Annotated in this window: 24 protein-coding genes; 21 read left to right on the top strand and 3 right to left on the bottom strand. The window is 36.7% G+C overall.

Translation table 11 applies throughout. The features are described 5' to 3' along the window. The first annotated feature begins 76 nt into the window (after positions 1 to 76). Positions 77 to 1273: a pyridoxal phosphate-dependent aminotransferase gene (locus tag AC2S94_RS08035; protein ID WP_484628089.1), complete on the top strand. Its 1197-nt coding sequence runs from the start codon at positions 77 to 79 to the stop codon at positions 1271 to 1273. Beyond that, entirely contained in the window at positions 1273 to 2286 is a 1014-nt protein-coding gene (gene murB, locus AC2S94_RS08030) for a UDP-N-acetylmuramate dehydrogenase (protein ID WP_484628088.1), read from the top strand. The genes AC2S94_RS08035 and murB overlap by 1 nt, the downstream gene beginning before the upstream one ends. A gap of 47 nt (positions 2287 to 2333) precedes the next feature. Here murB and AC2S94_RS08025 read toward each other — a convergent pair whose 3' ends face one another. Beyond that, a complete protein-coding gene (locus tag AC2S94_RS08025; protein ID WP_484628087.1) occupies positions 2334 to 2954 on the bottom strand; it encodes a fasciclin domain-containing protein in 621 nt (206 codons plus the stop codon). Positions 2955 to 3122: 168 nt separating this feature from the next. Between AC2S94_RS08025 and AC2S94_RS08020 the strand changes: the two genes are divergently transcribed. The 6 genes from AC2S94_RS08020 (at position 3123) to AC2S94_RS07995 (ending at position 9251) form a co-directional block, all read left to right on the top strand. Further along, on the top strand, positions 3123 to 3329 hold the full coding sequence (locus tag AC2S94_RS08020; RefSeq protein ID WP_484628086.1) for a membrane or secreted protein: 207 nt from the start codon (positions 3123 to 3125) through the stop codon (positions 3327 to 3329). Between the two features lie 5 nt (positions 3330 to 3334). Next, positions 3335 to 4438: a glycosyltransferase gene (locus AC2S94_RS08015; RefSeq protein ID WP_484628085.1), complete on the top strand. Its 1104-nt coding sequence runs from the start codon at positions 3335 to 3337 to the stop codon at positions 4436 to 4438. Continuing rightward, entirely contained in the window at positions 4429 to 4998 is a 570-nt protein-coding gene (locus AC2S94_RS08010; protein WP_484628084.1) for an RNA polymerase sigma factor, read from the top strand. The genes AC2S94_RS08015 and AC2S94_RS08010 overlap by 10 nt, the downstream gene beginning before the upstream one ends. A gap of 77 nt (positions 4999 to 5075) precedes the next feature. Then, positions 5076 to 5957, top strand: coding sequence for a lipoyl synthase (lipA, locus tag AC2S94_RS08005; RefSeq protein ID WP_300436765.1), 882 nt, complete (start codon positions 5076 to 5078; stop codon positions 5955 to 5957). A 7-nt stretch (positions 5958 to 5964) separates the two neighbouring features. Then, positions 5965 to 6972 carry a type I glyceraldehyde-3-phosphate dehydrogenase gene (gap, locus tag AC2S94_RS08000; RefSeq protein WP_484628083.1) on the top strand — a complete coding sequence of 336 codons (1008 nt, stop codon included), beginning with the start codon at positions 5965 to 5967 and terminating at the stop codon, positions 6970 to 6972. Between the two features lie 41 nt (positions 6973 to 7013). Next, positions 7014 to 9251 (top strand): hybrid sensor histidine kinase/response regulator, encoded by a 2238-nt coding sequence (locus AC2S94_RS07995; RefSeq protein WP_484628082.1) that lies wholly within the window; start codon positions 7014 to 7016, stop codon positions 9249 to 9251. Positions 9252 to 9357: 106 nt separating this feature from the next. Here the strand turns inward: AC2S94_RS07995 and lpxK are convergent, their stop codons facing one another. Beyond that, a complete protein-coding gene (lpxK, locus tag AC2S94_RS07990) occupies positions 9358 to 10362 on the bottom strand; it encodes a tetraacyldisaccharide 4'-kinase (RefSeq protein ID WP_484628081.1) in 1005 nt (334 codons plus the stop codon). 118 nt (positions 10363 to 10480) lie between these two features. Here lpxK and AC2S94_RS07985 point away from each other — a divergent pair, with 118 nt between their 5' ends. The 4 genes from AC2S94_RS07985 (at position 10481) to msrA (ending at position 13795) form a co-directional block, all read left to right on the top strand. Then, complete coding sequence (locus tag AC2S94_RS07985) at positions 10481 to 11575, top strand: Nif3-like dinuclear metal center hexameric protein (RefSeq protein WP_484628080.1); 1095 nt, start codon at positions 10481 to 10483, stop codon at positions 11573 to 11575. Position 11576: 1 nt separating this feature from the next. Further along, entirely contained in the window at positions 11577 to 12356 is a 780-nt protein-coding gene (locus AC2S94_RS07980; RefSeq protein WP_484628079.1) for a zinc ribbon domain-containing protein, read from the top strand. A gap of 189 nt (positions 12357 to 12545) precedes the next feature. Continuing rightward, on the top strand, positions 12546 to 13130 hold the full coding sequence (locus AC2S94_RS07975; RefSeq protein ID WP_484628078.1) for a hypothetical protein: 585 nt from the start codon (positions 12546 to 12548) through the stop codon (positions 13128 to 13130). A gap of 2 nt (positions 13131 to 13132) precedes the next feature. Then, a complete protein-coding gene (msrA, locus tag AC2S94_RS07970; protein ID WP_484628077.1) occupies positions 13133 to 13795 on the top strand; it encodes a peptide-methionine (S)-S-oxide reductase MsrA in 663 nt (220 codons plus the stop codon). A 30-nt stretch (positions 13796 to 13825) separates the two neighbouring features. Here the strand turns inward: msrA and AC2S94_RS07965 are convergent, their stop codons facing one another. Beyond that, positions 13826 to 15169 carry an FAD-dependent oxidoreductase gene (locus AC2S94_RS07965; RefSeq protein ID WP_484628076.1) on the bottom strand — a complete coding sequence of 448 codons (1344 nt, stop codon included), beginning with the start codon at positions 15167 to 15169 and terminating at the stop codon, positions 13826 to 13828. Between the two features lie 200 nt (positions 15170 to 15369). On the opposite strand from AC2S94_RS07965, the gene AC2S94_RS07960 reads away from it, so the two are divergent. From AC2S94_RS07960 to AC2S94_RS07920, 9 genes are all read left to right on the top strand, one after another. Continuing rightward, positions 15370 to 16482: an alkene reductase gene (locus AC2S94_RS07960; RefSeq protein WP_484628075.1), complete on the top strand. Its 1113-nt coding sequence runs from the start codon at positions 15370 to 15372 to the stop codon at positions 16480 to 16482. Between the two features lie 89 nt (positions 16483 to 16571). Beyond that, complete coding sequence (locus AC2S94_RS07955; RefSeq protein ID WP_484628074.1) at positions 16572 to 16817, top strand: hypothetical protein; 246 nt, start codon at positions 16572 to 16574, stop codon at positions 16815 to 16817. A gap of 74 nt (positions 16818 to 16891) precedes the next feature. Beyond that, complete coding sequence (locus AC2S94_RS07950; RefSeq protein WP_484628073.1) at positions 16892 to 17545, top strand: flavin reductase family protein; 654 nt, start codon at positions 16892 to 16894, stop codon at positions 17543 to 17545. Beyond that, on the top strand, positions 17542 to 17682 hold the full coding sequence (locus AC2S94_RS07945; RefSeq protein WP_484628072.1) for a DUF2256 domain-containing protein: 141 nt from the start codon (positions 17542 to 17544) through the stop codon (positions 17680 to 17682). The genes AC2S94_RS07950 and AC2S94_RS07945 overlap by 4 nt, the downstream gene beginning before the upstream one ends. Beyond that, on the top strand, positions 17679 to 18968 hold the full coding sequence (locus AC2S94_RS07940; protein ID WP_484628071.1) for a DASH family cryptochrome: 1290 nt from the start codon (positions 17679 to 17681) through the stop codon (positions 18966 to 18968). Before AC2S94_RS07945 ends, AC2S94_RS07940 begins: the two co-directional genes overlap by 4 nt. Then, positions 18953 to 20500: a cryptochrome/photolyase family protein gene (locus AC2S94_RS07935; protein WP_484628070.1), complete on the top strand. Its 1548-nt coding sequence runs from the start codon at positions 18953 to 18955 to the stop codon at positions 20498 to 20500. Before AC2S94_RS07940 ends, AC2S94_RS07935 begins: the two co-directional genes overlap by 16 nt. 145 nt (positions 20501 to 20645) lie before the next feature. Further along, positions 20646 to 20801, top strand: coding sequence for a lmo0937 family membrane protein (locus AC2S94_RS07930; protein WP_011710576.1), 156 nt, complete (start codon positions 20646 to 20648; stop codon positions 20799 to 20801). 80 nt (positions 20802 to 20881) lie between these two features. Continuing rightward, a complete protein-coding gene (locus tag AC2S94_RS07925; protein WP_484628069.1) occupies positions 20882 to 21640 on the top strand; it encodes an SDR family oxidoreductase in 759 nt (252 codons plus the stop codon). 37 nt (positions 21641 to 21677) lie between these two features. Further along, the gene (locus AC2S94_RS07920) at positions 21678 to 22349 is read left to right on the top strand and encodes a hypothetical protein (RefSeq protein ID WP_484628068.1); all 672 of its coding nucleotides are present in this window, start codon (positions 21678 to 21680) and stop codon (positions 22347 to 22349) included. Positions 22350 to 22363: the final 14 nt, after the last annotated feature.

The following is a 22363-nucleotide window of genomic DNA, read 5'->3' as shown; positions in this document are numbered from 1 at the left end:
CAGTAGATAATTACCCTGAGAATATTATTGATTAATATTTAAATTTTGCAATTTTGCACTGCACAAATAATAAGCTATGCCTAAGATCTCTAATAAAGGGCTGGAAATGCCTGAATCTCCGATAAGAAAATTAGTTCCATTTGCTGAAGCAGCAACGAAAAAGGGACGTAAGATCTATCAACTTAATATTGGTCAACCAGACATCAAAACCCCTGAAGTTGCTCTCGATGCGGTTAGAAATCATGATATAGATGTACTTTCTTATAGTCATTCAGCAGGATTTGAAAGCTACAGAGAGAAACTGGCAGGCTATTATAAAAAGAGTGCGCTTCCAGTAAATAAAGAGGACATCATTATCACCACTGGTGGTTCTGAAGCTTTACTTTTTGCCATGGGAAGTATTACAGATCCTGGTGATGAAGTAATTATTCCAGAACCTTTTTATGCAAATTATAATGGTTTTGCAACGGCTTCAGGAGTAACAATTAAGCCAATCCAGGCAAGTATTGAGAATAATTTCGCGTTACCTCCCATTTCAGAATTTGAAAAATTAATTACTGACCGAACTAAAGCAATTCTTTTGTGTAATCCAGGTAATCCAACTGGATATTTGTACACTAAAGAAGAGGTGAAGCAATTGGCCGATCTTGCATTGAAACACGATCTTTTCATTGTTTCAGATGAAGTTTATCGCGAATTCGCTTATGAAGGTGCGGTTCATCACTCTATAATGAGTATCCCTGAACTTGCAGACAATGCGATTATGGTAGACTCAGTATCTAAAAGATATAGTATGTGTGGCGCAAGAATTGGCTGCCTTGTTTCAAAGAACAAAGAAGTTATTGATACCGCCATGAAATTTGCCCAGGCAAGACTTAGTCCGCCAACCTTTGCGCAAATTGCGAGTGAAGCGGCACTGGACACGCCTCAATCTTATTTTGATGACGTAATTGAGCAATATACCTACAGAAGAAACCTTCTTGTTGACGGACTTGAAAAAATTGAAGGAGTAAAGGTTGCCCAGCCAAAAGGAGCTTTTTACTGTATCGCTGAATTACCAGTAGAAGATGCTGATGATTTTGCCAGATGGTTACTGGAAGATTTCGAAGATGATAACGAAACCGTGATGGTTGCCCCAGCTGCCGGATTCTATTCAACCCCTAATACTGGGAAGAACCAGGTTAGAATTGCCTATGTTCTGAAAAAAGAAGATCTGGAGAGAGCTATCAATATCCTTGAAAAGGCGATAAAAGAATATAACCAGAAGGATTAATGCGCGTATTGCGAAACTTTTCCCTCAAGGATCATAATAGCTTTGGCATAGACGTTAGAGCTGAGAAATTCATTTCTATCCAGAATCTGGATGACCTTAGGAATTTACTTCGCAAAAGTTATGCATCTGAACTTTTTATTCTAGGTGGTGGAAGCAATATGCTGCTCACTGCCGATGTGAATAAAATGGTACTTCACATTGCCTTAAAGGGAAAAAAGATTATTTCTGAAACCGATAATGAAGTCATTATAGAGGCGTCGGCTGGAGAGAATTGGCATGAATTCGTTCTATGGACTTTATCACAGGATTTTGGAGGATTAGAAAATCTTTCTCTTATTCCGGGAAATGTTGGTACCGCGCCAATACAGAATATTGGAGCTTATGGCGTGGAACTGAAAGACACTTTTGTTAGCTGCAAGGCGATGAATATTCAAACTCTTGAAGAAAAGGAGTTTTCATTGGAGGAATGTGAATTTTCTTATAGAAATTCAGTTTTTAAGAATCAGCTTAAAGGTCAATATATCATTACTTCAGTAAAATTCAGACTGACCAAAAAAGACCATAAGCTGAATGTGGATTATGGTTCTATAAGATCTGAATTAACTGAAAAAGGAATTAGCCAACCTAATATACAGGATGTATCAAACGCGGTGATTGCCATAAGACAATCAAAATTACCAGATCCAAAGAAAATTGGAAATAGCGGAAGTTTTTTCAAAAATCCAGTGATCTCCAAAGAAGAATTTGAAATACTGCAGCAAAAATTTCCTGAAATTCCTTCTTATGAAGTTTCAGCCGATGAAATTAAAGTCCCGGCAGGTTGGTTAATAGACAAGGCAGGATACAAAGGTTATAGAAGTGGTGACGCAGGCGTTCATAAAAATCAGGCGCTTGTGCTGGTTAATTATGGAGAAGCCACAGGTTCTGAAATTTTGGACCTGTCTAAAACGATTCAAAAAGCTATAAAGGATAAATTTAAAATTGACCTCGAAGCTGAAGTAAATATCATATAAAAAAAGGGATCCAGTTTTGGATCCCTTTTTCAATATTGGTTTAATTCTTAGGATGCTTTTTTCATAACTACAGCATCAATAATGTGAACAACTCCATTAGAAGCATCAACATCTGCCTGTACAACAGTAGCCTTATTACCAGCTTCATCTGTAAGAATTACATTCTCCCCTTCTAAGGTTGCTTTAATTTCACCACCACCAATTGGGGAAATTGTATATTCACCATCATTATCCTGGATCATTTTTACAAGTTGTTGAGAAGTTACCTCACCTTCAACAACATGGTATTTCAATACATCACCTAATTGACTCTGGTTTTCTTTCTTCATTAAGTTATCTAATGTTGCTTTATCAACTTTACCGAATGCAGCATTGTTTGGTGCAAATACTGTAAACGGACCTTCTTCAGTTTTAAACATTTCTGCTAATTCAGCAGATTTAAGTGCGCTTACCAAAGTACTTAAAGTATCTGTAGCCATTGCTTTTGCAGCAATACTATTAGACTCCATCTCCATCTTTTCCTTCTCAGCTTTCATTTCAGCCTCTCTCTCGGCCTCCATTTGTTCCATTTTAGCCTTCTCTTCCTGTTCCTTCTTATTATTATCTTCACAAGAAGTAAAAACAATAGCTGAAAGAGCTAAAACCGTAAATAAAATTTTAATTTTCATAATCGTAGTTTTTTTTCGTGATTAACGATGCAAGATATTGTGCAAAAGGCAGTTATCACTAAGCTTTCGATTAAAGTTTAGTTAAATAGTGTAAAGGTTATATTAATGATAGCCCTGATTTTCAGATGCCCCATATTATTGTTATTTTTGCATCAGAATTTGATAAGCATGAAACTATTTATAATTAGCGCTATATTATTAGGACTGGCTTTAGCCGGGATCGCCATAAAAATTTGGGGTAAGAAAGATGGTAAATTTGCCGGTACCTGTGCAAGCCAAAACCCATATTTGAACAAGTCTGGTGAGCCGTGCAGTTTCTGCGGAAAAATGCCAGATGAAATGGAAAATTGTTCGGATACTCCTAAGACCAAGTAGACTGAATGGCAACACTATTACTTGTTTTATTCATTCTAATAAGCTTAGTTAACCTCGTTTATTTCTTTTCATTCTTTTCCTTTTCCACTTCAGGATTAAAAAACAAAATACATCCCGAAGTTCCGGTTTCAGTAATTATCTGCGCCAAAAATGAAGAAGAAAATCTTCGAAATTTTTTACCTTCTATTCTTGAACAGGATTATCACGATTTTGAAATAATTATTATCAATGATGCTTCTTCAGATAATACCCTGGAAGTTATTGAAGAATTTCAGAAAATTGACCCGAGAATTAAAATTGTAGATGTTCAGAATAATGAAGCTTTCTGGGCAAATAAAAAATATGCTCTAACGCTAGGAATCAAAAAAGCGAAAAACCAATATTTACTTTTTACAGACGCCGATTGCGCCCCGCAATCCAATAATTGGATCACAGAGATGTCACGAAATTTTCAGCCGGGAAATACAATCGTCCTTGGATATGGCGGATATTTTCAACACACCGGGTCTATACTGAATAAACTGATCAGGTTTGAAACTTTGCTTACCGCGATTCAATATTTCTCATATGCGCGATTAGGTTCACCTTATATGGGTGTTGGTCGCAATCTTGCCTACACTTCCAACCAATTTTATGAATTAAAAGGATTCGCCAATCATTTGCATTTAAGATCTGGTGATGATGATCTTTTCGTCAATGAAGCAGCAACAGATTCAAACACGGCGATTTGTTTTCACCCAGACTCGATAACCAGAAGCGTTCCGAAAACCAGCTTTTCAGATTGGTTTCACCAAAAAAAGAGACACGTATCCGTAGCAGGATTCTACAAACCAAAACATAAAGTTTTGCTTGCGGGTTTTTACACTTTCAGACTCTTATTCTGGATAACCTTGGCGGCTTTACTTATCCTTCAGATTTATCCAAAGATTGTTTTAGGAATTTTTGGATTGAAATTGATCACGGAAGCTTTTGTATATTTCAAAGCAGCAAAGAAATTAAATGAAACAGATGTTGTGTGGTTATTCCCATTTTTCGACCTGTTTTTAATTTTCCTTCAAATGGTTATATTTATCTCCAACCTCATTTCAAAACCGAAACATTGGAAATAAATCCAGACCAACTCCTGAAGAAGATCAGGGAGGCCAAAAACGGAAGTCAGTCGGCATTTAATTATCTTCTGGATAGATACTGGAACGATGTATATGGTTTTCAGTTAAAGAAAACCCGGAATGAATACGAATCTGAAGACATCACCATCCAGACATTTTCCAAGGCTTTCAATAAAATTGATACTTTCGACGAAAATTATTCTTTCACTACATGGCTTATTGCAATTTCCAAGAACATTCATATAGACCAGGTTAGAAAAAGAAAAGCATCCATTACTTCAAGGACTTCTGTAGTTGAAGAAGAAAGAGTATATGAAATCGTTGACGAAACTCCTGGCATAGAAGATAAACTGATCAAAGAGCAAAATCTGGAGCAACTTTTAGCTGACATCAAGCAATTGAAGCCACATTACCAGGAAGTGATCAATCTTAGATTCTTTCAGGAGAAATCTTATAAGGAAATTGCCAGCAGCCTGGATGAACCTATGAATAATGTAAAGGTCAAATTACTAAGAGCCAAGAAATTACTTTCTGAAATCATAGAATCCCGAAAGACTTAAGTAAGGAATCAAATCCTGGGGAGTCTAATTTATGCAGTTCAGCTTATTATTGTATCTTTGAACCACAGATTTTTGCTATGAATACAGACGTTGCGCCCGTAAAATCGAAAACCGAAAGAAAGCCAAAACCAAAATGGCTTCGTGTTAAACTTCCTACTGGAAAAAAATACACCGAATTAAGGAGTCTCGTAGATAAGTATGACCTTCATACTATCTGTACTTCCGGTAGTTGCCCAAATATGGGAGAATGCTGGAGTGAAGGAACCGCTACCTTTATGATCCTGGGAAATGTATGTACCAGGTCTTGTGGTTTTTGTGGTGTTAAAACCGGAAGACCGGAAACGGTTGATTGGGATGAACCTGAAAAAGTAGCCAGATCGATCAAATTGATGCAAATTAAGCATGCTGTTGTTACCAGCGTAGACCGTGATGATCTTAAAGACATGGGTTCTATTATTTGGGCAGAAACAGTAAAGGCGATCAGGAGAATGAATCCTGAAACTACACTGGAAACCCTGATTCCAGATTTTCAGGGAAATGAAAGAAATATTGACAGAATTATCGAAGTAGCTCCTGAGGTGGTTTCTCATAATATGGAGACCGTTAGAAGACTTACCAGAGAAGTTAGAATTCAGGCGAAATATGATCGCAGTCTTGCTGTGCTGAAATATCTTAAGGATAATGGCATTAGAAGAACTAAATCAGGAATCATGCTTGGCCTTGGGGAACAAGAGGAAGAAGTGATCCAGACTTTGAAAGATCTTCGGGAAGCAGGAGTTGATGTAGTTACAATTGGTCAATACCTTCAGCCGAGTAAAAAACACTTACCTGTAAAGCAATTCATTACACCAGATCAATTCAAGAAGTATGAACAAATAGGTTTGGAATTAGGTTTCAGACATGTTGAAAGTAGTGCTTTGGTAAGATCTTCGTATAAAGCTCAAAAACACATTAACTAGTCAGTGAATGGCTAAACCAATCAATATTGCCATTAACGGTTTTGGAAGAATCGGGCGAAATCTTTTCAGAATACTTTTAAAGCATTCAAACATTCAAGTGGTGGCTATCAATGATATTCACGACTCGAACAGTTTGGCTCACCTGCTGAAATATGACTCAATTCACGGGAGACTTTCAAATGAAATAACTTCCAGCGATAAAGGGATCATAATTGACGGTGAATTATTTCCACTACTTAATCATTTCAATCCGGAAGAAATTCCATGGAATGACTATCAGGTAGACATTGTGGTAGAATCTTCAGGCAAATTCAAAACTGAAAACAGCTTAAAAGGTCATTTAAAAGATGGTGTAAAAAAAGTTATTCTATCAGTTCCTCCTCAGGATGATAATATTAAGATGGTTGTACTGGGCGTGAACGAAGATATTCTTGATGGTACTGAAAAGATCATTTCAAACGCTTCTTGCACCACTAATAACGCCGCGCCAATGTTGAAGGTTATTCATGATCATCTCGAGGTGACGCAGGCGTATATTACTACAGTGCATTCCTATACTTCAGATCAAAGTTTACATGACCAGCCGCACAGGGATTTACGAAGAAGCAGAGCAGCAGCGCAATCAATCATTCCTACGACTACAGGAGCTGCAAAAGCTTTAACCAGTATTTTCCCAGATTTAAGCGAAGTAATTGGTGGTTGTGGAATTAGAGTTCCGGTTCCAAATGGATCTTTGACGGATATGACTCTTAATGTGAAAAATGATACGTCTATTGAAGAAGTAAACGCATTATTCAAAAAAGCTTCTCATGGATCATTTAAGGGAATCATTGAATATACTGAAGATCCCATTGTTTCCGTAGATATATTAGACCGCAGTTCCAGCTGCATTTTCGATGCGCAGATGACATCGGTAATTGGAAAAAAGCTAGTTAAACTTATTGGGTGGTATGATAACGAAATTGGATACTCCAATCGTCTTATCGATTTAATTTCACTCATTAACGATAAATAGCTATATTTAACCACATTAACAGCTTCTAGCTATTTTCCCGAATGAAGAACTTAAAGCTTATCATTTTACTTTTTTGTTGTTTTATTGCCTTTGGTTTTCAGGACTCAAAGAAAATAAAAGGCGATCCTAAGCCGGAACAAATCAAAGAATTACTGGCCAAAGCTGAAAATTCTATCGATATGATGGAATTTGATAAGGCACAGGAACAATTAAACCAGTCCTTAGAATACGCCAAGCAAATTAATCACAAACGTTATATAGCCTTAACTAGTGGTATACTTGCCAGGATGTTTCAGGTGCGCCATGAATACGACAAAGGTATTACCCAGCTTGAAAGAGCGATCTCTATTCAACGGGAAATTGATGATCAGTCTGGACTCGCCTATTCTTATGTTCTTTATTCCAAAATCCTTAATTCGAAAGGAGAATTAGACCGTGCTTTAAAATACCTGGATCTGGCGAAAACGTATTACGAGGCAGAAGACAATGAAGAGCAATTAGGATTAATCTCCCTGAATAAGGCGGTTATATGGCTAAGTAATGAAGATACTCGCGAGAGAGCTTTATCTGAATTGAAGAATGCTGAAATTTACCTTCAGAATAGCACTAATAATTATGAGCTAGCCAGGCTTCAATATTTTCTGGCGAGAGCTTACTTTTTCAAAGGTGCTTATGAAAAAGCTGAAACAGCAGCTTTAACCTCCTTAGATCTTGCCCAAGAAGACAATTATACAGGAATGACCATGTACAGCTATGGTATTCTAAGCGAAATTTCAGAAGCAAGAAATAATCCCGCCGCTGCTCTCAAATATCTTCAAAAGATGAATGAGGTACGGGAGTATGTTTTTAATATCAACAAAGAAGCTTTGCTCAAAGAGGCAAATGCAAAAGAAGGTGTAGATGCATTGAAAAGCACACTTGACGAGTTAACAATGCAAAATGCAGAGCAGGAAAGAACGTTGAAAGTTAATAAATTAACCACCATTTTAAGTGTTGCCCTTATCACCATTCTATCGCTGCTCACCTTATCATTATATAAGAACAACAATTTAAGGGCTCGGGCAAACGAGTTATTACAGAAAAAGAATTCTGAATTGATTTTAGCAAAAGAAAATGCTGAAAAAGCATCTCTTGCTAAAGCCCAATTCTTAACTACTATTACTCACGAACTTCGAACTCCGCTTTATGCAGTTACGGGACTTACCCATCTTTTATTGGAAGAAAGTCCTACAGAAAGTCAGAAAGAACATTTGAATTCCTTAAAATTTTCAGGAGAGTATCTATTATCTCTTATCAATAACATTCTTGATCTTAACAAACTTGAGGCAAATAAAGTAGAGATCGTAAAATCCAATTTTGATCTCGAGAAAAGAATGTCTGACGTTTTAATTGCGCTTAAGAATTCAGCAGATGAAAAGAACACCAAGATTCATTTCGATTTTGATAAGAATATCCCTAAAAAATTGGTTGGTGATCCGCTGAAAATTTCCCAGATCCTAATCAACCTTCTTGGAAACTCGATCAAGTTTACTGAAGACGGAGATATCTGGATCTCTGTAAAACAGACCAAGCAGAAAGAAAAAACAGTTTCTCTTTTATTTGAAATAAAGGATAACGGCGAAGGAATTGGCAAAGAAAAGCAGAAAGCTATTTTTGAAAATTTCACTCAGGGATCTACACAGATCAACAGGAAATTTGGGGGAACAGGTCTCGGACTTTCCATTGTAAAGAATCTGCTTAGTTTATTGAATAGTGAGATAGAACTTGAAAGTGAATTAGGTGAAGGCTCGAAATTCACATTTGAACTAGATTTCGAGGCACCGGAAGCTGAGATCAAGAACACTGTAATGGAAGAAACTCCGGTTCAGATCAAAGAAACGGAACTTACCAATGATATCATGATCGACAAGCGTATTCTCGTGGTAGAGGATAATAAGATCAATCAAATGATCACCCGAAAGATTCTTGAAAAGAATAAGGTGATCTGTGACGTAGCTGATAATGGTAGCATTGCGATCGAAAAAGTTAAGAACAATGAATTCGACCTTATTTTAATGGATATTCACATGCCGGGAATTACAGGAATAGAAGCGACCATTGAAATTAGAAAATTCAATCCTGAAATTCCAATCATTGCTTTAACCGCGGTAACTTTGGATGATAACCTTGATGAGTTCTACCTGAATGGATTCAATGATATTATTCCGAAGCCTTACAAAACGGAAGAATTTTTCCATAAGATCAATAAATATCTAGCCGCCAGAGAAACAACCGTTTAGGATGTTTGGCACAGGCTTTGCAAAAGAATAGCTAGTAGAATTATATAGAGATTACAACACTTATATAGTTTGAATTAGCCAAAGCAAAATGAGGTGTTTCCACACCTCATTTTTTATTCACAAAATCGATGATTAATCTATCAAACTCAGACTTTCCATCAAGGAATACAGTTTTGATCGGTAGGTAAAAAATCCGCTCAGCATTGATGTGATCCTTCAATCGCATATAATCCTTTTCCGTAGTGATAATCATTTCCAGCTTCTGTAATTCATTTATTTCATTATCGCTGAAATTATGATGATCTGGATATTTTTTATGCTCGAATTTCAAGTCTCTACTCTTTAGGTAATCTACTAGAGGCTCTGGTTTTGCAATACCTGTTACTAGTGTAAATCTTTCAGAAGGCAGCTCCTGAGCACCCATTTTATTTGAACCGGATAATAATTCATCAGCATAACCAATCGTGGAAAAATACACTTTCTGACCTGGCAAAATATTTAGGCTTGTCTTGATCTTATCCATTTCGGCCTCAGAAAGTTTCTGCGGACATTTGGTAACCACAATAACATCAGCTCTTTCGGCTCCTTTGGATGATTCACGAAGGTTTCCTCCAGGAAGCAAAAGATCATTCACGTAAAGATCACCGTAAGCAGTAAGTAGAATATTGAAACCAGCCTCAACTTTCCTGTGTTGAAACGCATCATCAAGAAGTATGACATCAGGAGAAATTTTCATCAACTCTTCTATACCCTCTCTCCTATTTGCGTCTACAGCAACAATACTCTCCGGAAATTTATTTTTGAATTGCAGAGGTTCATCACCGGTAAGGGCAGCTTTATCCTCAGATTTAACTAATCTAAATCCCTTAGATTCTCTTTTATAACCCCTACTTAAAGTGGCAACTTTATAATTGCGATCTAAAAGATCTATTAAATATTCCACCATTGGAGATTTTCCCGTACCGCCCGTATTTAAATTCCCCACACATATTACCGGAAATTTATAGCTTTCAGACTTCAGTATATTTTTATCATATAGAATATTTCTCGTGCCGGTAACCGCGTCGTAAAGCACGGAAAAGGGATAAAGCAATTTTCTAAATTTCGGCATGTAAGGCTTTCTAGAATATTTATCTTTGAAAGATAAGTGAACAATCACGGTTTACTGGCGAAAAATACCACAACCGGGAGTCAGTTAACTATCAAACGGAAAGCTAAAATATTAAATTATGATCATAAAGGAGGTAATTAGTATTATTGAGGATTTCGCTCCCACCAATTATGCTGAAGATTTTGATAATGTAGGTTTGCTGGTTGGTGATGCCAACACCAAAGTTTCAGGAGCTTTAATAACGCTTGATACCCTGGAGGAAACGGTGGAGGAAGCAATTTCAAAAAATTGTAATCTTATCGTCAGCTTCCACCCTATCATTTTTTCAGGACTGAAAAAACTTACCGGCCGAAATTATGTGGAAAAAACGGTTCTGAAAGCCATTAAAAATGATATTGCGATTTATGCAATTCATACAGCTCTGGACAACCAATTCAAAGGAGTGAATGATATGATCTCAGAAAAATTAGGCTTAAAAAACCGCAAAATTCTGATACCGAGAAAAGATTCTATAAAAAAGTTAACCACTTTTGTACCAACGGAAAGTGCCGAAAAGCTAAGGGAAGCGCTTTTCAGCGTAGGTGCAGGAAGTATTGGCAATTATGACCATTGCAGCTTTAATGTGACCGGAAAAGGAACTTTTAAAGGCAATGATGACTCCAATCCGGTGAAGGGAGAAAAAGGAAAGATTCATTACGAAGAAGAATCACAGATTGGAATCACGTTTCCGGCTCACCTGCAATCTAAAGTCCTGAAAACTCTTTTTGGGACCCATCCATATGAAGAGGTTGCATATGAGATCATTTCGCTTGAAAATAAAAATCAGCATTTAGGCATGGGGATGATCGGGGAACTGGAAATTGAAGAAGATGAAAAAGAATTTTTAGAAAAAGTGAAAAACACTTTTAAAACCGGATGCGTCAGACATTCCAGACTTTTGAACAAACCAATAAAAAAAGTCGCCGTATTGGGAGGAAGCGGTGCATTTGCCATTGAGAATGCAAAATCTGCAGGAGCCGATGTATATATTTCAGCAGATTTTAAATATCACGATTTCTATAAAGCCGAGGAAAAGCTAGTGTTAGCAGATATTGGACACTATGAAAGTGAACAGTTTACAAAAAATTTACTATATTCTTTTCTTAGCAAAAAAATTAGTAGTTTTGCACTTATTTTAGCAGATACAAATACCAATCCAATACATTATTTATAATATGGCGAAAAAAAACGATGTTACTGTAGAAGAGAAGTTAAGATCACTGTACGATCTTCAGTTGGTGGATTCGCGAATTGATGAAATTAGAAACGTACGTGGCGAATTACCTCTGGAAGTAGAAGATCTGGAAGATGAAGTAGCAGGTTTAAACAGACGCCTGGAGAAACTGGATGCAGATATAGAAGTCATTGATAATGACATCAAGAACAAGAAGAACCAGATTGAGGAGTCTAAGACCACGATCAAAAAATACTCTGAGCAGCAAAAGAACGTTCGTAACAACAGAGAATTTAATGCTTTAAGTAAAGAAGTTGAATTCCAGGAATTAGAGATTGAACTTGCTGAAAAGCACATTAAAGAGTATAAGGCAAAGATCGAGCAGAAGAAAGAAGTGATCGCCCAAACGAAAGAAAAGCTTTCTGAACGTGAGGAGCACTTAAAGCATAAGAAAAGTGAGCTTGATGAAATTCTGAAAGAAACAGAAAAAGAAGAGCAAGCTTTGATCGAGAAATCTCAGGAATACGAGAAGAACATCGAAGATAGACTTGTTACTGCCTATAAGAGAATTAGAAGTAATGTAAAGAATGGTCTTGCCGTGGTACCAGTTGAGCGTGGAGCTTCAGGAGGATCATTTTTCACGATTCCACCACAAGTAATCATGGAAATTGCTGGTCGTAAAAAGATCATCACCGATGAACACAGTGGAAGAATTCTTGTAGACGAGGAGCTTGCTAAAGAAGAACAGGAAAAAATGGAAGGAATGTTCAAGAAGTTCTAGACTCTTTCTTTTTTAAAATTTAGACTGCCTGGAAAATAACAGTAAGATCGCAAGATCTGAAGCAAAAGTTTTTCAGGCAGTTTTTTTATGACCAATTTTTCAAAAGTGTTGTCCTGATGCGGATTAACAAGTATTTTACAATTTTCGTTATTATAACACTTATCTTTAGCTAACCCAATTTCAGTTAATATGAGAGCTACCGTTATTCTAATATGCTTGTTTTTTAGCATAATTTCCTGTAAAAATTCGAAAGAAAACAATGATCCTGACGCAGATCCTAACCAGAATGTAAATCAGAATATTGATCAAAATTCCAATAGCATTTCCTCGGATAATACTTCAGAATTTACTGAAGAAGGATCTAAAGGTGATTCTCTGACTGAAAACGAAGCTAACTCCAACAAAATTTCAAATCTTAAAGGGACATATATAAACACTGAACATACTGATGACAATAGCTGCAACTGTTATTGTTTGGAAATTATAGGAGACTCATCAGAACTATGTCTTAAGGAGAATGATCTTTATGTAATAGCACGTTTTGAGAAAGTCGGTAATGAAATAAAAGTTTATTATACCGGAAAGTCTTCAAAAACAAATAATGCAGATATTCCCTGGGATAAATTTGAAACTGGTACACCAATTGCTATTTTAACCTCGGTAAATAATGGTTATAAACTGGACTGGAAAGGTTTTAGTATCGATGGAAAAATTGCCGTTGACTACGCTCTCTACGGAAAGAAAACTTTAGAAGGAACTTATAAAAGAAAATAAACATGAAATTTTTAATACTGAATCTTTTAAGCCTGGCTTTTTTAGCCTGCGGAAATCAAGCAAACAATTCGAATGCCACAAATCCTGAAATAGCAAATGCTGAACCGGTAAGTGTTCCTGCTGAAAACGGAATGGAAAAGGCATATTTTGCCAGCGGATGTTTCTGGTGCGTAGAAGCTATTTATGAAAGTATAGAAGGGGTTGAAGAATCTATTTCAGGATATTCTGGAGGTCATACCAAAAATCCAACGTACGAGCAAAGCAACACTGGTAAAACCGGTCATGCAGAAGCTGTAGAGGTGATTTATGATCCAAATGTAGTAAGTTTTAGAACTTTGGTGGAGGTTTATTTTGGTTCACAAGATCCAACTCAGGTGAACGGACAGGGACCGGATATGGGTTCACAATACCGCTCTATCATATTTTATCAGAATGCTGAGCAAAAAAAAATTATAGAAGAAGTTAAAGCTGAAGTTGCTAAAAATTATAGTGAACCAATCGCTGCTGAAATTTTGCCTTTTCAGAAATTCTGGGTTGCTGAAGATTACCATCAGAATTACGAAAAGAACAATCCTCAAAATCCATATATTCAAAAAGTTTCAATTCCGAGGCTGAATAGATTTAAAGAAAAGTTTCCGGACATCTTAAAAGAGGATGCTCACTAATAAAAAAAGCTGCGAAATGGCAGCTTTTTTTTATCTCTTTATGAGGCTTAATATTTTATCCTGAATTTCGGGCGTATCCCATTTTTCTTCAATTTTAGGAGTTTGCATGATTTGGTCCATGATCCCTCTCTGGTAATCTCCGATCTTTAAAGCTTCAGCATATGCTTTATCAGAAAAAGTAACTCTTGAATATAAAGGTATCCAGAGATCAGGATGATTCTGGGCAAATTTCTTCTCGATCTTTTTACGTAGTAAGAACATAGGATCTGCCGTTTTACTACTCATCTCGATAAAATTCCTATAACTCAATTCTGCAATGGCATCTGCATTAGGTTTTCTTTCTGTTTGATATTCCTGAAATATCTGCTCCCAGTCGTCTCCGTACTTATCCATTTTAGCATTAAGCACCGAAATATCTTCAAACCCGGCATTCATACCTTGCCCGTAGAAGGGAACTATGGCGTGAGCTGAATCTCCAACGAGAGTGATCTTATCGAAGTAAGACCACGGAAAACATTTAATGGTAACCATGGCGCTGGTTGGATTCTTGAAAAAATCCTTTTTTAGATTCGAGATTTCGTCCTTGATATCAGGGAAATAGTTTTCAAAAAACGCATCCGCTTCCTGCTCAGTCGTTATTGTTTCAAAAGATGTTTCTCCTTCAAAAGGCATAAAAAGTGTACAGGTAAAAGTTCCGTCAAGATTTGGCATCGCTATAAGCATAAAATTCCCTCTGGGCCAGATATGAAAAGAGGAATTATCGAGCTTATGAGTACCATCTTCATTGGCGAGAATTGTAAGTTCCTTATAGCCGACATCGATAAAATGCTGTGAATAATTAAACCTGCTTTGTCTTTGCATTTTATGACGAACACGTGAAAAAGCCCCATCAGCACCAAAAATAAGATCAAATTGGTATTCTTTCCAGACGCTTTTTTCAGATTCTCCTGTATAAAGTCTGGCTTCCTGCATATCTACATCCCAGATCTTTTCTTCAAATCGAAATTCAGCACCGGCAGATTCGGCCAGGTCAATCATTTTTCTATTCAGAACTCCCCTGGAGATAGAATAAATTGCTTCCCCTTCTTCGCCATATTTTTGAAAATAAACTTCCTTTCCTTCCACATGCATCGCTCTTTTATCCAAAGGCAAGGCAAGTTTTCTAATATCATCTTCAATACCTGCTTCACGTAAAGCTTTCCAACCTCTATTAGACATGGCAAGATTGATAGACCTTCCAGAAAACTGAACTTTTCGGACATCGGGTCGGCGATCAAATACAGTAACCTTATGTCCTTGTTTCCTCAGGAAGATAGCTAGCAAAGATCCCACAAGTCCGGATCCCACTATTGCTACATCTTTTTGTTTTTGCATGAATTGGTTTGAAAGAAAATCCCGGAACAGTAGGTTCAATGTCCCGAGATCTTGATTATTCTTATACGCGAAATTACTTAATAATTATGAATTAGGCCTGAGACTTCCAGTTTTTGCTGAAGATGGGCCTGTGTCCTGATTTATAATTTAATTAACAGCGAAGAAGGATGATAACTGGTAATTTTAAAGAAAAATAAAAGATGAGTGAAGAAAAACAAGCCCTACTGCAATCCTACAAACTAGGTAATTTAACTCTGAAAAACAGGGTGATTATGGCTCCTATGACCAGAAGTCGCGCCGATAATCCTGAAAATACCCCAACAGATATGCATGTTGAGTACTATACCCAACGAGCAAGTGCAGGATTAATAATTACGGAAGGTGCCCAGGTTTCTGAAAGAGGTGTGGGTTATGTAAATACTCCAGGAATTTACACTGCCGCTCAGTTTGAAGGATGGAAAAAAGTGACGGAAGCAGTTCATGAGAAGGATGGTAAGATATTTATTCAGCTTTGGCATTGTGGCAGGATTTCTCACCCTAAATTTCATGAAGGAGAAAAACCTTTAGCTCCAAGTGCGATCAATCCTAATGAACAGGTCTATACCCCGGAAGGATTTGAAAAAACCGTGGAGCCAAAGGAAATGAGCATTCAGGAAATTCAGGAAACTATCCAGGAATTTAAGCAAGCTGCTCAAATGGCCAAGGAGGCAAATTTTGATGGTATTGAAATACACTCTTCCAATGGATATTTATTCCACCAGTTTTTTAATAAAAATGCCAATCAGAGAACAGACGATTACGGCGGGAATATTCCAAACCGCGCAAGATTTTTCTTCGACGTATTGGAAGCCGTAAGCGAAGTTTGGCCTGAGAACCAAATTGGATGCAGGTTTAACCCTTCTCTGCATAAGTCATTCGGTATTGTCGCCAGTGAAGAGAGTATACCTACGTTTGATTACATTATTGAAAAATTAAACGCTTACGATCTTGCTTATGTTCATTTATCTGAACCTTTCACCGATGTATCTGATGTGCCATATCTGGAAACTGAAATTGCCAAACACTACAGGAAAATATATAAAGGCACGCTGATGATCAATAATGGATTTGATCGCGAATCTGGTAATGAAGTTATCAATTCTGGAAATGCAGATCTGGTAGCCTACGCAAAGTGGTTCATTTCAAATCCAGATCTTCCGGAGAGATTCGAGAATAAATGGCCTCTTGCTGAATATGACGAAGACACTTTCTATACTCCTGGAAAAAAGGGATACACCGACTATCCGAGATACGAGGAAGAAAAGGTTTCATAAATTTATAATAAACCTGTTCTAAAAGCTGTTAAGAGTTTTTGGACCATTTGAATGTTGCGGTAAATTAGATCAACTAAAAACACAAAATTATGGATCAGGCGAAATTGGACCACATGAGGTCTACATTAAACAAACTTGAAGATATCAAGAATACTCAGGGGAGTCTAATTGATAAAATCAATCATGTGATCACCGATTTATTTGAACATCCAGATAAGAATCTGGAAAAAGTGATGGAAGATGCTCACCAAAAAGCTTCAGATAATATCGACCAGGTTAGAGAGGCTATGGAAGAATATGAAATGGCTATCAATAAAATGGAGAATCAGGATTAATTTAAAAATACATTAACAGGCTTTTAATTAAGCAATCAATAAATTGAGGTCAGTCTAAAAACTGACCTTTTTTTATGAAGCATATTACCTCTGAACAGATCAAGGAGATGGAAAAAATTTTCCGTCTGAATCTAATAAATAGCTGCACCGGATATAAATCTGCCAATCTAATTGCCACCAAATCCAAAAATGGGAATCCAAATGTGGCGGTTTTTAGTTCGGTTACTCATATGGGCAGCGATCCCGCCATGTTAGGTTTTGTGACCAGACCCTTAAGCGTGGCAAGAAATACTTACGATAATATTAGAGAAACTTCATATTTCACGGTAAACCATATTCATGAAAAAATGATAGAGCAGGCTCATCAAACTGCCGCAAAATATGATGAAGATATTTCAGAATTCCATAAGACCGGACTTGATGAAGAATACCTTGATAATTTTCATGCTCCCTATGTAAAGCAGTCTGAAATTAAATTAGGCTGTAAATACCTCAACGAATACAAAATTAAGGAAAATGACACTCTTCTAGTGGTTGCTTCCATAGAGCACATCTACTTTGATGAAGGAATTCAAATGCCAGACGGATGGTTAAGACTTGACGATGCCGGTACCGTTGCAGTAAACGGTCTAGACGGCTATTCTCTTCCTACTCTTTTGGACCGCTTTCATTATGCCAGGCCAGGTCAGGAAGTAAAGTCATTTTTTAGTGATGATGGTAATCAATGAAAAATGTAAAAAAGGCCAATCTACCTGAAAAGATATGTCCTGTTTGTAAAAGGCCCTTCAAATGGCGAAAAAAATGGGAAAAGGATTGGGAAGAGGTAAAATATTGCAGTGAAAAATGTCGAAAAAATAAAAAATGAGTAAAGGATTAGTATGGTTTAGAAATGATCTGCGAATTTCAGATAATGAAGCATTAAAAATTGCATCTGAAGAAAACGAGCAAGTGATCGCGGTCTATTTTTTCGACCCTCGGCAATTCGAAAAAACTGAAATAGGATTTCCAAAAACAGGGAAATTCCGGGCACAGTTCTTAATTGAAAGCATTGAAGAATTACGGAATAACCTGGAAAATCTGAATATCCCGCTTCTAATATTTCAGAAAAAACCAGAAGAATACATTGAAACACTGGTTGAAGAACATGAAATTTCAACCATTTACTTCCAAAAGGAATGGACTCAGGAAGAAAAGGAGGTCGAAGAAAAAATGCAAGAAGCCATTCCTCAAATCAAATTTGAATCTTTCTACCAGCAGTTTCTTTTTCATCCAGACGATATTCCATTTAAATCTTTTCAGGATATACCCAAAGTTTTTACAGATTTCAGAAAATCATGCGAAAAGAAATCAGAAGTAAGGGATTTGATTCCATCAATAAAATCGAAGGACAAATCGAATTTTATAGAAAACAAAACTTCGATTCCCAGCCTTGAAGATCTAGGCTTGCAATCTTTTGAAAAAGATTCAAGAACTGCTTTTCCATTTAAAGGTGGAGAAGATCAGGCTAAAAAGAGAATTCAGGAATACTTCTGGGAAACAAAAAATCTTTCTGAATACAAAGAAACCAGAAACGGACTGGTTGGCAAATCATACAGCTCAAAACTTTCAGCATGGTTGGCCAATGGATCAATATCTGCCAAACAGATCTATCATGAAGTCAGGAAATATGAAAAAGAGGTTAAAAGTAATCAAAGCACTTACTGGCTAATTTTCGAATTGATCTGGAGAGATTTCTTTAAATATATCTCACTAAAACATGGAAATAAGATTTTTAAAATTGGCGGCATTCTGGAAAAAGACCTGGAGTGGAAGACAGATGAAGAAAGCTTAAAAAAATGGATAGAAGGCGATACTAAGGAAGATTTTGTAAATGCCAACATGAAGGAGATCGCCGCAACAGGTTTTATGAGTAACAGAGGTAGACAGAATGTAAATAGTTTCTGGGCAAAAGAACTCAAACAGGACTGGAGAAAAGGAGCTTCTTATTTTGAAAGTATGCTTATAGACTACGATGTACATAGCAATTGGGGAAACTGGATGTACAACAGTGGAGTCGGAAATGATCCGAGAGATAGAAAGTTCAATATAAAAAGTCAGGCAGATCGATATGATCCGGATAATCAATACCAGGATTTATGGCTGAAAAATTAAAAACACTCAGATTGATCCTTGGTGATCAGTTAAATCACCATCATAGCTGGTTTAAAGAAGAGCAGGACCATATAACTTATGTTTGTATGGAGATGCGACAGGAAACCGACTACGTGGTGCATCATGTTCAAAAAGTTCTGGCGTTTTTTAGTTCGATGAGAAATTTTGCGGAACATTTGAAAGAAAGGGATCATGAAGTAATCTATTTCAAAATAAACGATAAGCAAAACGAACAGGATTTAAGGAAAAACCTGGAAATGCTCATTTCAGAAAAATCATTTGAAAAATTTGAATATCAGTTACCAGACGAATACCGTCTTGACGAACAATTGAAAAAAATCTGTGAAGATCTTGATATAGAATCAGAAGCTTTTGATACTGAACACTTCTTTACAAAAAGAGATGATCTTGAAAAATTCTATGAAGGCAAGAAACAAATGGTGATGGAGTATTTCTATCGCGACATGCGTAGAAAACACGAAATTTTAATGATGAATGCTAAAGATCCAGAAGGTGGAAAATGGAATTTTGATAAATCGAATAGAAAAAAATGGAAAGGTGAACCTGAAATCCCCCATGAGCGAGGTTTTAGAAAAGATCTTTCAGGTATTCTAAAAGAGATAGAAGAAGCAGGTATTAAAACTATGGGCGAAGTTGAGGCTGAAAATTTTAACTGGCCTACTTCCCGGGAGGACGCACTATCCGTACTCAACTACTTTTGCAAAAACTTATTGGTTCATTTTGGCGATTACCAGGATGCTCTACATACCGATGAAGCTTACCTTTTCCACTCAAGATTGTCTTTCGCCCTTAATAGCAAATTGATAAGCCCGAAAGAAGTCATTGATTCCGTAGTTGGATATTATTATGACCATAAAGATGAGATAGACATCTCCCAGGTTGAAGGTTTTGTAAGGCAGATACTTGGCTGGAGAGAATACATGCGCGGAATTTACTGGAAAGAAATGCCTGGTTACAAGAGATCTAATAAGCTTAGAAATCAGAATGATCTTCCAGATTTCTATTGGGATGCTAAAACTAAAATGAATTGCCTGCATCATTCCATTAAAAACAGCCTGGAGAATGCATACGCGCATCATATTCAGCGTTTGATGATCACTGGAAATTATGCTCTACTCACAGAAACTCATCCAGATCACGTAGACCAATGGTACCTGGGAATCTATATTGATGCTATTGAATGGGTGGAGATCACCAATACTAGAGGAATGAGCCAGTTTGCAGATGGCGGTATCGTTGCTACAAAACCTTATGTTTCCAGTGGTAGTTACATAAACAAAATGAGCAATTATTGCTCAAATTGCCACTATAAAGTGAGCAAAAAAACAGGGGAAGATTCATGTCCTTTTAACAATCTTTACTGGAATTTTCTAGATTCCAATCGTGAGAATTTTGAAGGCAATCAGCGAATGAACATGATGCTGAGCCTACTAGATAAGAAGGATCCCGAAGAAATGGAAGAAATTAGAAAGCGGGCTAAGAAAATAATTAGCCATCCAACTGAGTTTTAGCAACTAAAGTTAAATCAAGGTTAAATGCGTGATAGCAGCTTCATCTATTATCTAAATTAGTGGTGTAATTAATCAACATTTTAACTAACTAATATTTATTATTAACCAACGGCAAGCCTTGTGCGTGTCTTAAAATCAACCTAACATGAGAGATTTAATTTGGCTTATTATCGTTTTACTGGTAATTGGATGGCTTGTAGGATATTTTGCATTTCCAGATCTTGGAAGCATTATTCACATTTTAATAGTTTTAGCCGTTATCCTTATTCTTTATAAATTGTTAACCGGAAGACGACTATAAATAATTGAAAAATTTATACAACCCTTTGAGAGATCAAAGGGTTTTTTTGTTTAAAAATATCACTGCTTAAAATTGGTTTTATGTGGAATTTAAAAAAAAAGAAAGCAATTGTTACCGGCGGAACCAAAGGAATTGGAAAAGCCACGGTAATTGAATTTCTTGAACTAGGAGCGGAAGTATTATTTACCGCCAGAAATAAAGAGGAAGTAAAATCTTTAGAAACAGAACTGAAATCTAAAGGATATCAAGTATCAGGAATGGTAGCCGATTCTTCAAAATCTGAAGATATTAAAGCATTGGTAAATTGGGTTGATTCGAACTGGAATAGATTAGATATCCTGGTAAATAATGCTGGTATAAATATCAGGAAAAAAGCAAAAGATTATTCTGAAGAGGAATTTCGAAAAGTCCTTGAAATAAACCTGGTTGCTCCATTTGAAATTAGCCGTTCGTTATATCCATTCTTGAAAAAATCAGGAAATGCGGCAATAATAAATGTCGCCTCTTCCGCGGCAATTCAGGATGTAGGGACTGGAACTCCGTATGCTATGTCTAAAGCCGGTCTACTTCAGCAATCTAGAAGCCTGGCAGTGGAATGGGCAGATGACAAAATCAGGGTGAATTCTGTATCTCCATGGTTTACCAAAACCCCACTTACTAAAGGTTATCTGCATAATGATGAAAAAATGAAGTCTATCAAAAGTAGAACACCGTTAAATCGCGTAGCTGAAGCAGAAGAAATTTCTTCAATCATAAGTTTTCTGGCCATGGATAAATCTTCCTTTGTAACCGGACAAAATATTGTAGCAGATGGTGGAATGAGTATTAGCGCTTTGTAGATCACAATTATTACTATCTTTAATAAAAACTAACTCGATGAAAAAATTACTATTTCTAGCGATCATGAGTGTTTTCATGATCTCATGCAACGAAAAGAAAAAAGAACAGGAAAAGATCGAAAAAGATCCAAATCTTGAAGTACACGAAAAGATCGCCATGGCCAATGGTTTTGAAAAATTTGATAGCATTAGCAAGATCAAGTTCACATTTAATGTAAAAGTCAATGATAGTTTGAGATCTGAAAGACGATGGACCTGGAACACAAAAGGGAATAAAATTAGTCTTACAGAAAAAGATTCTACCATGAGCTATACGAAGAAGGATAGCCTGGCGGACGAAAAAAAATATATAGATCAGCGGTTTGTGAACGATTCTTACTGGTTGTTATTTCCATACCAACTTAAATGGTCTGATGCTGAGTTTAGTGAAGCAAAGATAGCGAAGGCCCCAATAAGTGGCGATGAAATGCAAATGCTAACCGTAAGTTTTCCTGCTGAAGGTGGGTATACTCCAGGAGATAGTTACGATATCTATTTTGATGATGAATTCATGATCCAGGAATGGGTGTACAAAGCCGCCGGAGGTGGAAGAGAAATGGCTACTACCTGGGAGGATTATGAAGATTTCGATGGTGTCAAAATCTCAAAAATGCATAAATCTGAAGATGGAAATTTTGAATTATTTTTTACAGATATTTCAGTAGAATAAATACTGAGATGAAA

This window comes from Christiangramia pacifica (assembly GCF_057221535.1).
The sequence above is the reverse complement of the archived record's forward strand: the minus strand, read 5'-3'. Positions and strand labels throughout refer to the sequence as shown.

What these genes read in the sequence shown, in the direction of transcription:
- AC2S94_RS08035 (WP_484628089.1), top strand. Translation starts at nt 77, where the DNA reads ATGCCTAAGATCTCTAATAAAGGGCTGGAAATGCCTGAATCTCCGATA.
- murB (WP_484628088.1), top strand. Translation starts at nt 1,273, where the DNA reads ATGCGCGTATTGCGAAACTTTTCCCTCAAGGATCATAATAGCTTTGGC.
- AC2S94_RS08025 (WP_484628087.1), bottom strand. Translation starts at nt 2,954, where the DNA reads ATGAAAATTAAAATTTTATTTACGGTTTTAGCTCTTTCAGCTATTGTT.
- AC2S94_RS08020 (WP_484628086.1), top strand. Translation starts at nt 3,123, where the DNA reads ATGAAACTATTTATAATTAGCGCTATATTATTAGGACTGGCTTTAGCC.
- AC2S94_RS08015 (WP_484628085.1), top strand. Translation starts at nt 3,335, where the DNA reads ATGGCAACACTATTACTTGTTTTATTCATTCTAATAAGCTTAGTTAAC.
- lipA (WP_300436765.1), top strand. Translation starts at nt 5,076, where the DNA reads ATGAATACAGACGTTGCGCCCGTAAAATCGAAAACCGAAAGAAAGCCA.
- gap (WP_484628083.1), top strand. Translation starts at nt 5,965, where the DNA reads ATGGCTAAACCAATCAATATTGCCATTAACGGTTTTGGAAGAATCGGG.
- AC2S94_RS07995 (WP_484628082.1), top strand. Translation starts at nt 7,014, where the DNA reads ATGAAGAACTTAAAGCTTATCATTTTACTTTTTTGTTGTTTTATTGCC.
- lpxK (WP_484628081.1), bottom strand. Translation starts at nt 10,362, where the DNA reads ATGCCGAAATTTAGAAAATTGCTTTATCCCTTTTCCGTGCTTTACGAC.
- AC2S94_RS07985 (WP_484628080.1), top strand. Translation starts at nt 10,481, where the DNA reads ATGATCATAAAGGAGGTAATTAGTATTATTGAGGATTTCGCTCCCACC.
- AC2S94_RS07980 (WP_484628079.1), top strand. Translation starts at nt 11,577, where the DNA reads ATGGCGAAAAAAAACGATGTTACTGTAGAAGAGAAGTTAAGATCACTG.
- AC2S94_RS07975 (WP_484628078.1), top strand. Translation starts at nt 12,546, where the DNA reads ATGAGAGCTACCGTTATTCTAATATGCTTGTTTTTTAGCATAATTTCC.
- msrA (WP_484628077.1), top strand. Translation starts at nt 13,133, where the DNA reads ATGAAATTTTTAATACTGAATCTTTTAAGCCTGGCTTTTTTAGCCTGC.
- AC2S94_RS07965 (WP_484628076.1), bottom strand. Translation starts at nt 15,169, where the DNA reads ATGCAAAAACAAAAAGATGTAGCAATAGTGGGATCCGGACTTGTGGGA.
- AC2S94_RS07960 (WP_484628075.1), top strand. Translation starts at nt 15,370, where the DNA reads ATGAGTGAAGAAAAACAAGCCCTACTGCAATCCTACAAACTAGGTAAT.
- AC2S94_RS07955 (WP_484628074.1), top strand. Translation starts at nt 16,572, where the DNA reads ATGGATCAGGCGAAATTGGACCACATGAGGTCTACATTAAACAAACTT.
- AC2S94_RS07950 (WP_484628073.1), top strand. Translation starts at nt 16,892, where the DNA reads ATGAAGCATATTACCTCTGAACAGATCAAGGAGATGGAAAAAATTTTC.
- AC2S94_RS07945 (WP_484628072.1), top strand. Translation starts at nt 17,542, where the DNA reads ATGAAAAATGTAAAAAAGGCCAATCTACCTGAAAAGATATGTCCTGTT.
- AC2S94_RS07940 (WP_484628071.1), top strand. Translation starts at nt 17,679, where the DNA reads ATGAGTAAAGGATTAGTATGGTTTAGAAATGATCTGCGAATTTCAGAT.
- AC2S94_RS07935 (WP_484628070.1), top strand. Translation starts at nt 18,953, where the DNA reads ATGGCTGAAAAATTAAAAACACTCAGATTGATCCTTGGTGATCAGTTA.
- AC2S94_RS07930 (WP_011710576.1), top strand. Translation starts at nt 20,646, where the DNA reads ATGAGAGATTTAATTTGGCTTATTATCGTTTTACTGGTAATTGGATGG.
- AC2S94_RS07925 (WP_484628069.1), top strand. Translation starts at nt 20,882, where the DNA reads ATGTGGAATTTAAAAAAAAAGAAAGCAATTGTTACCGGCGGAACCAAA.
- AC2S94_RS07920 (WP_484628068.1), top strand. Translation starts at nt 21,678, where the DNA reads ATGAAAAAATTACTATTTCTAGCGATCATGAGTGTTTTCATGATCTCA.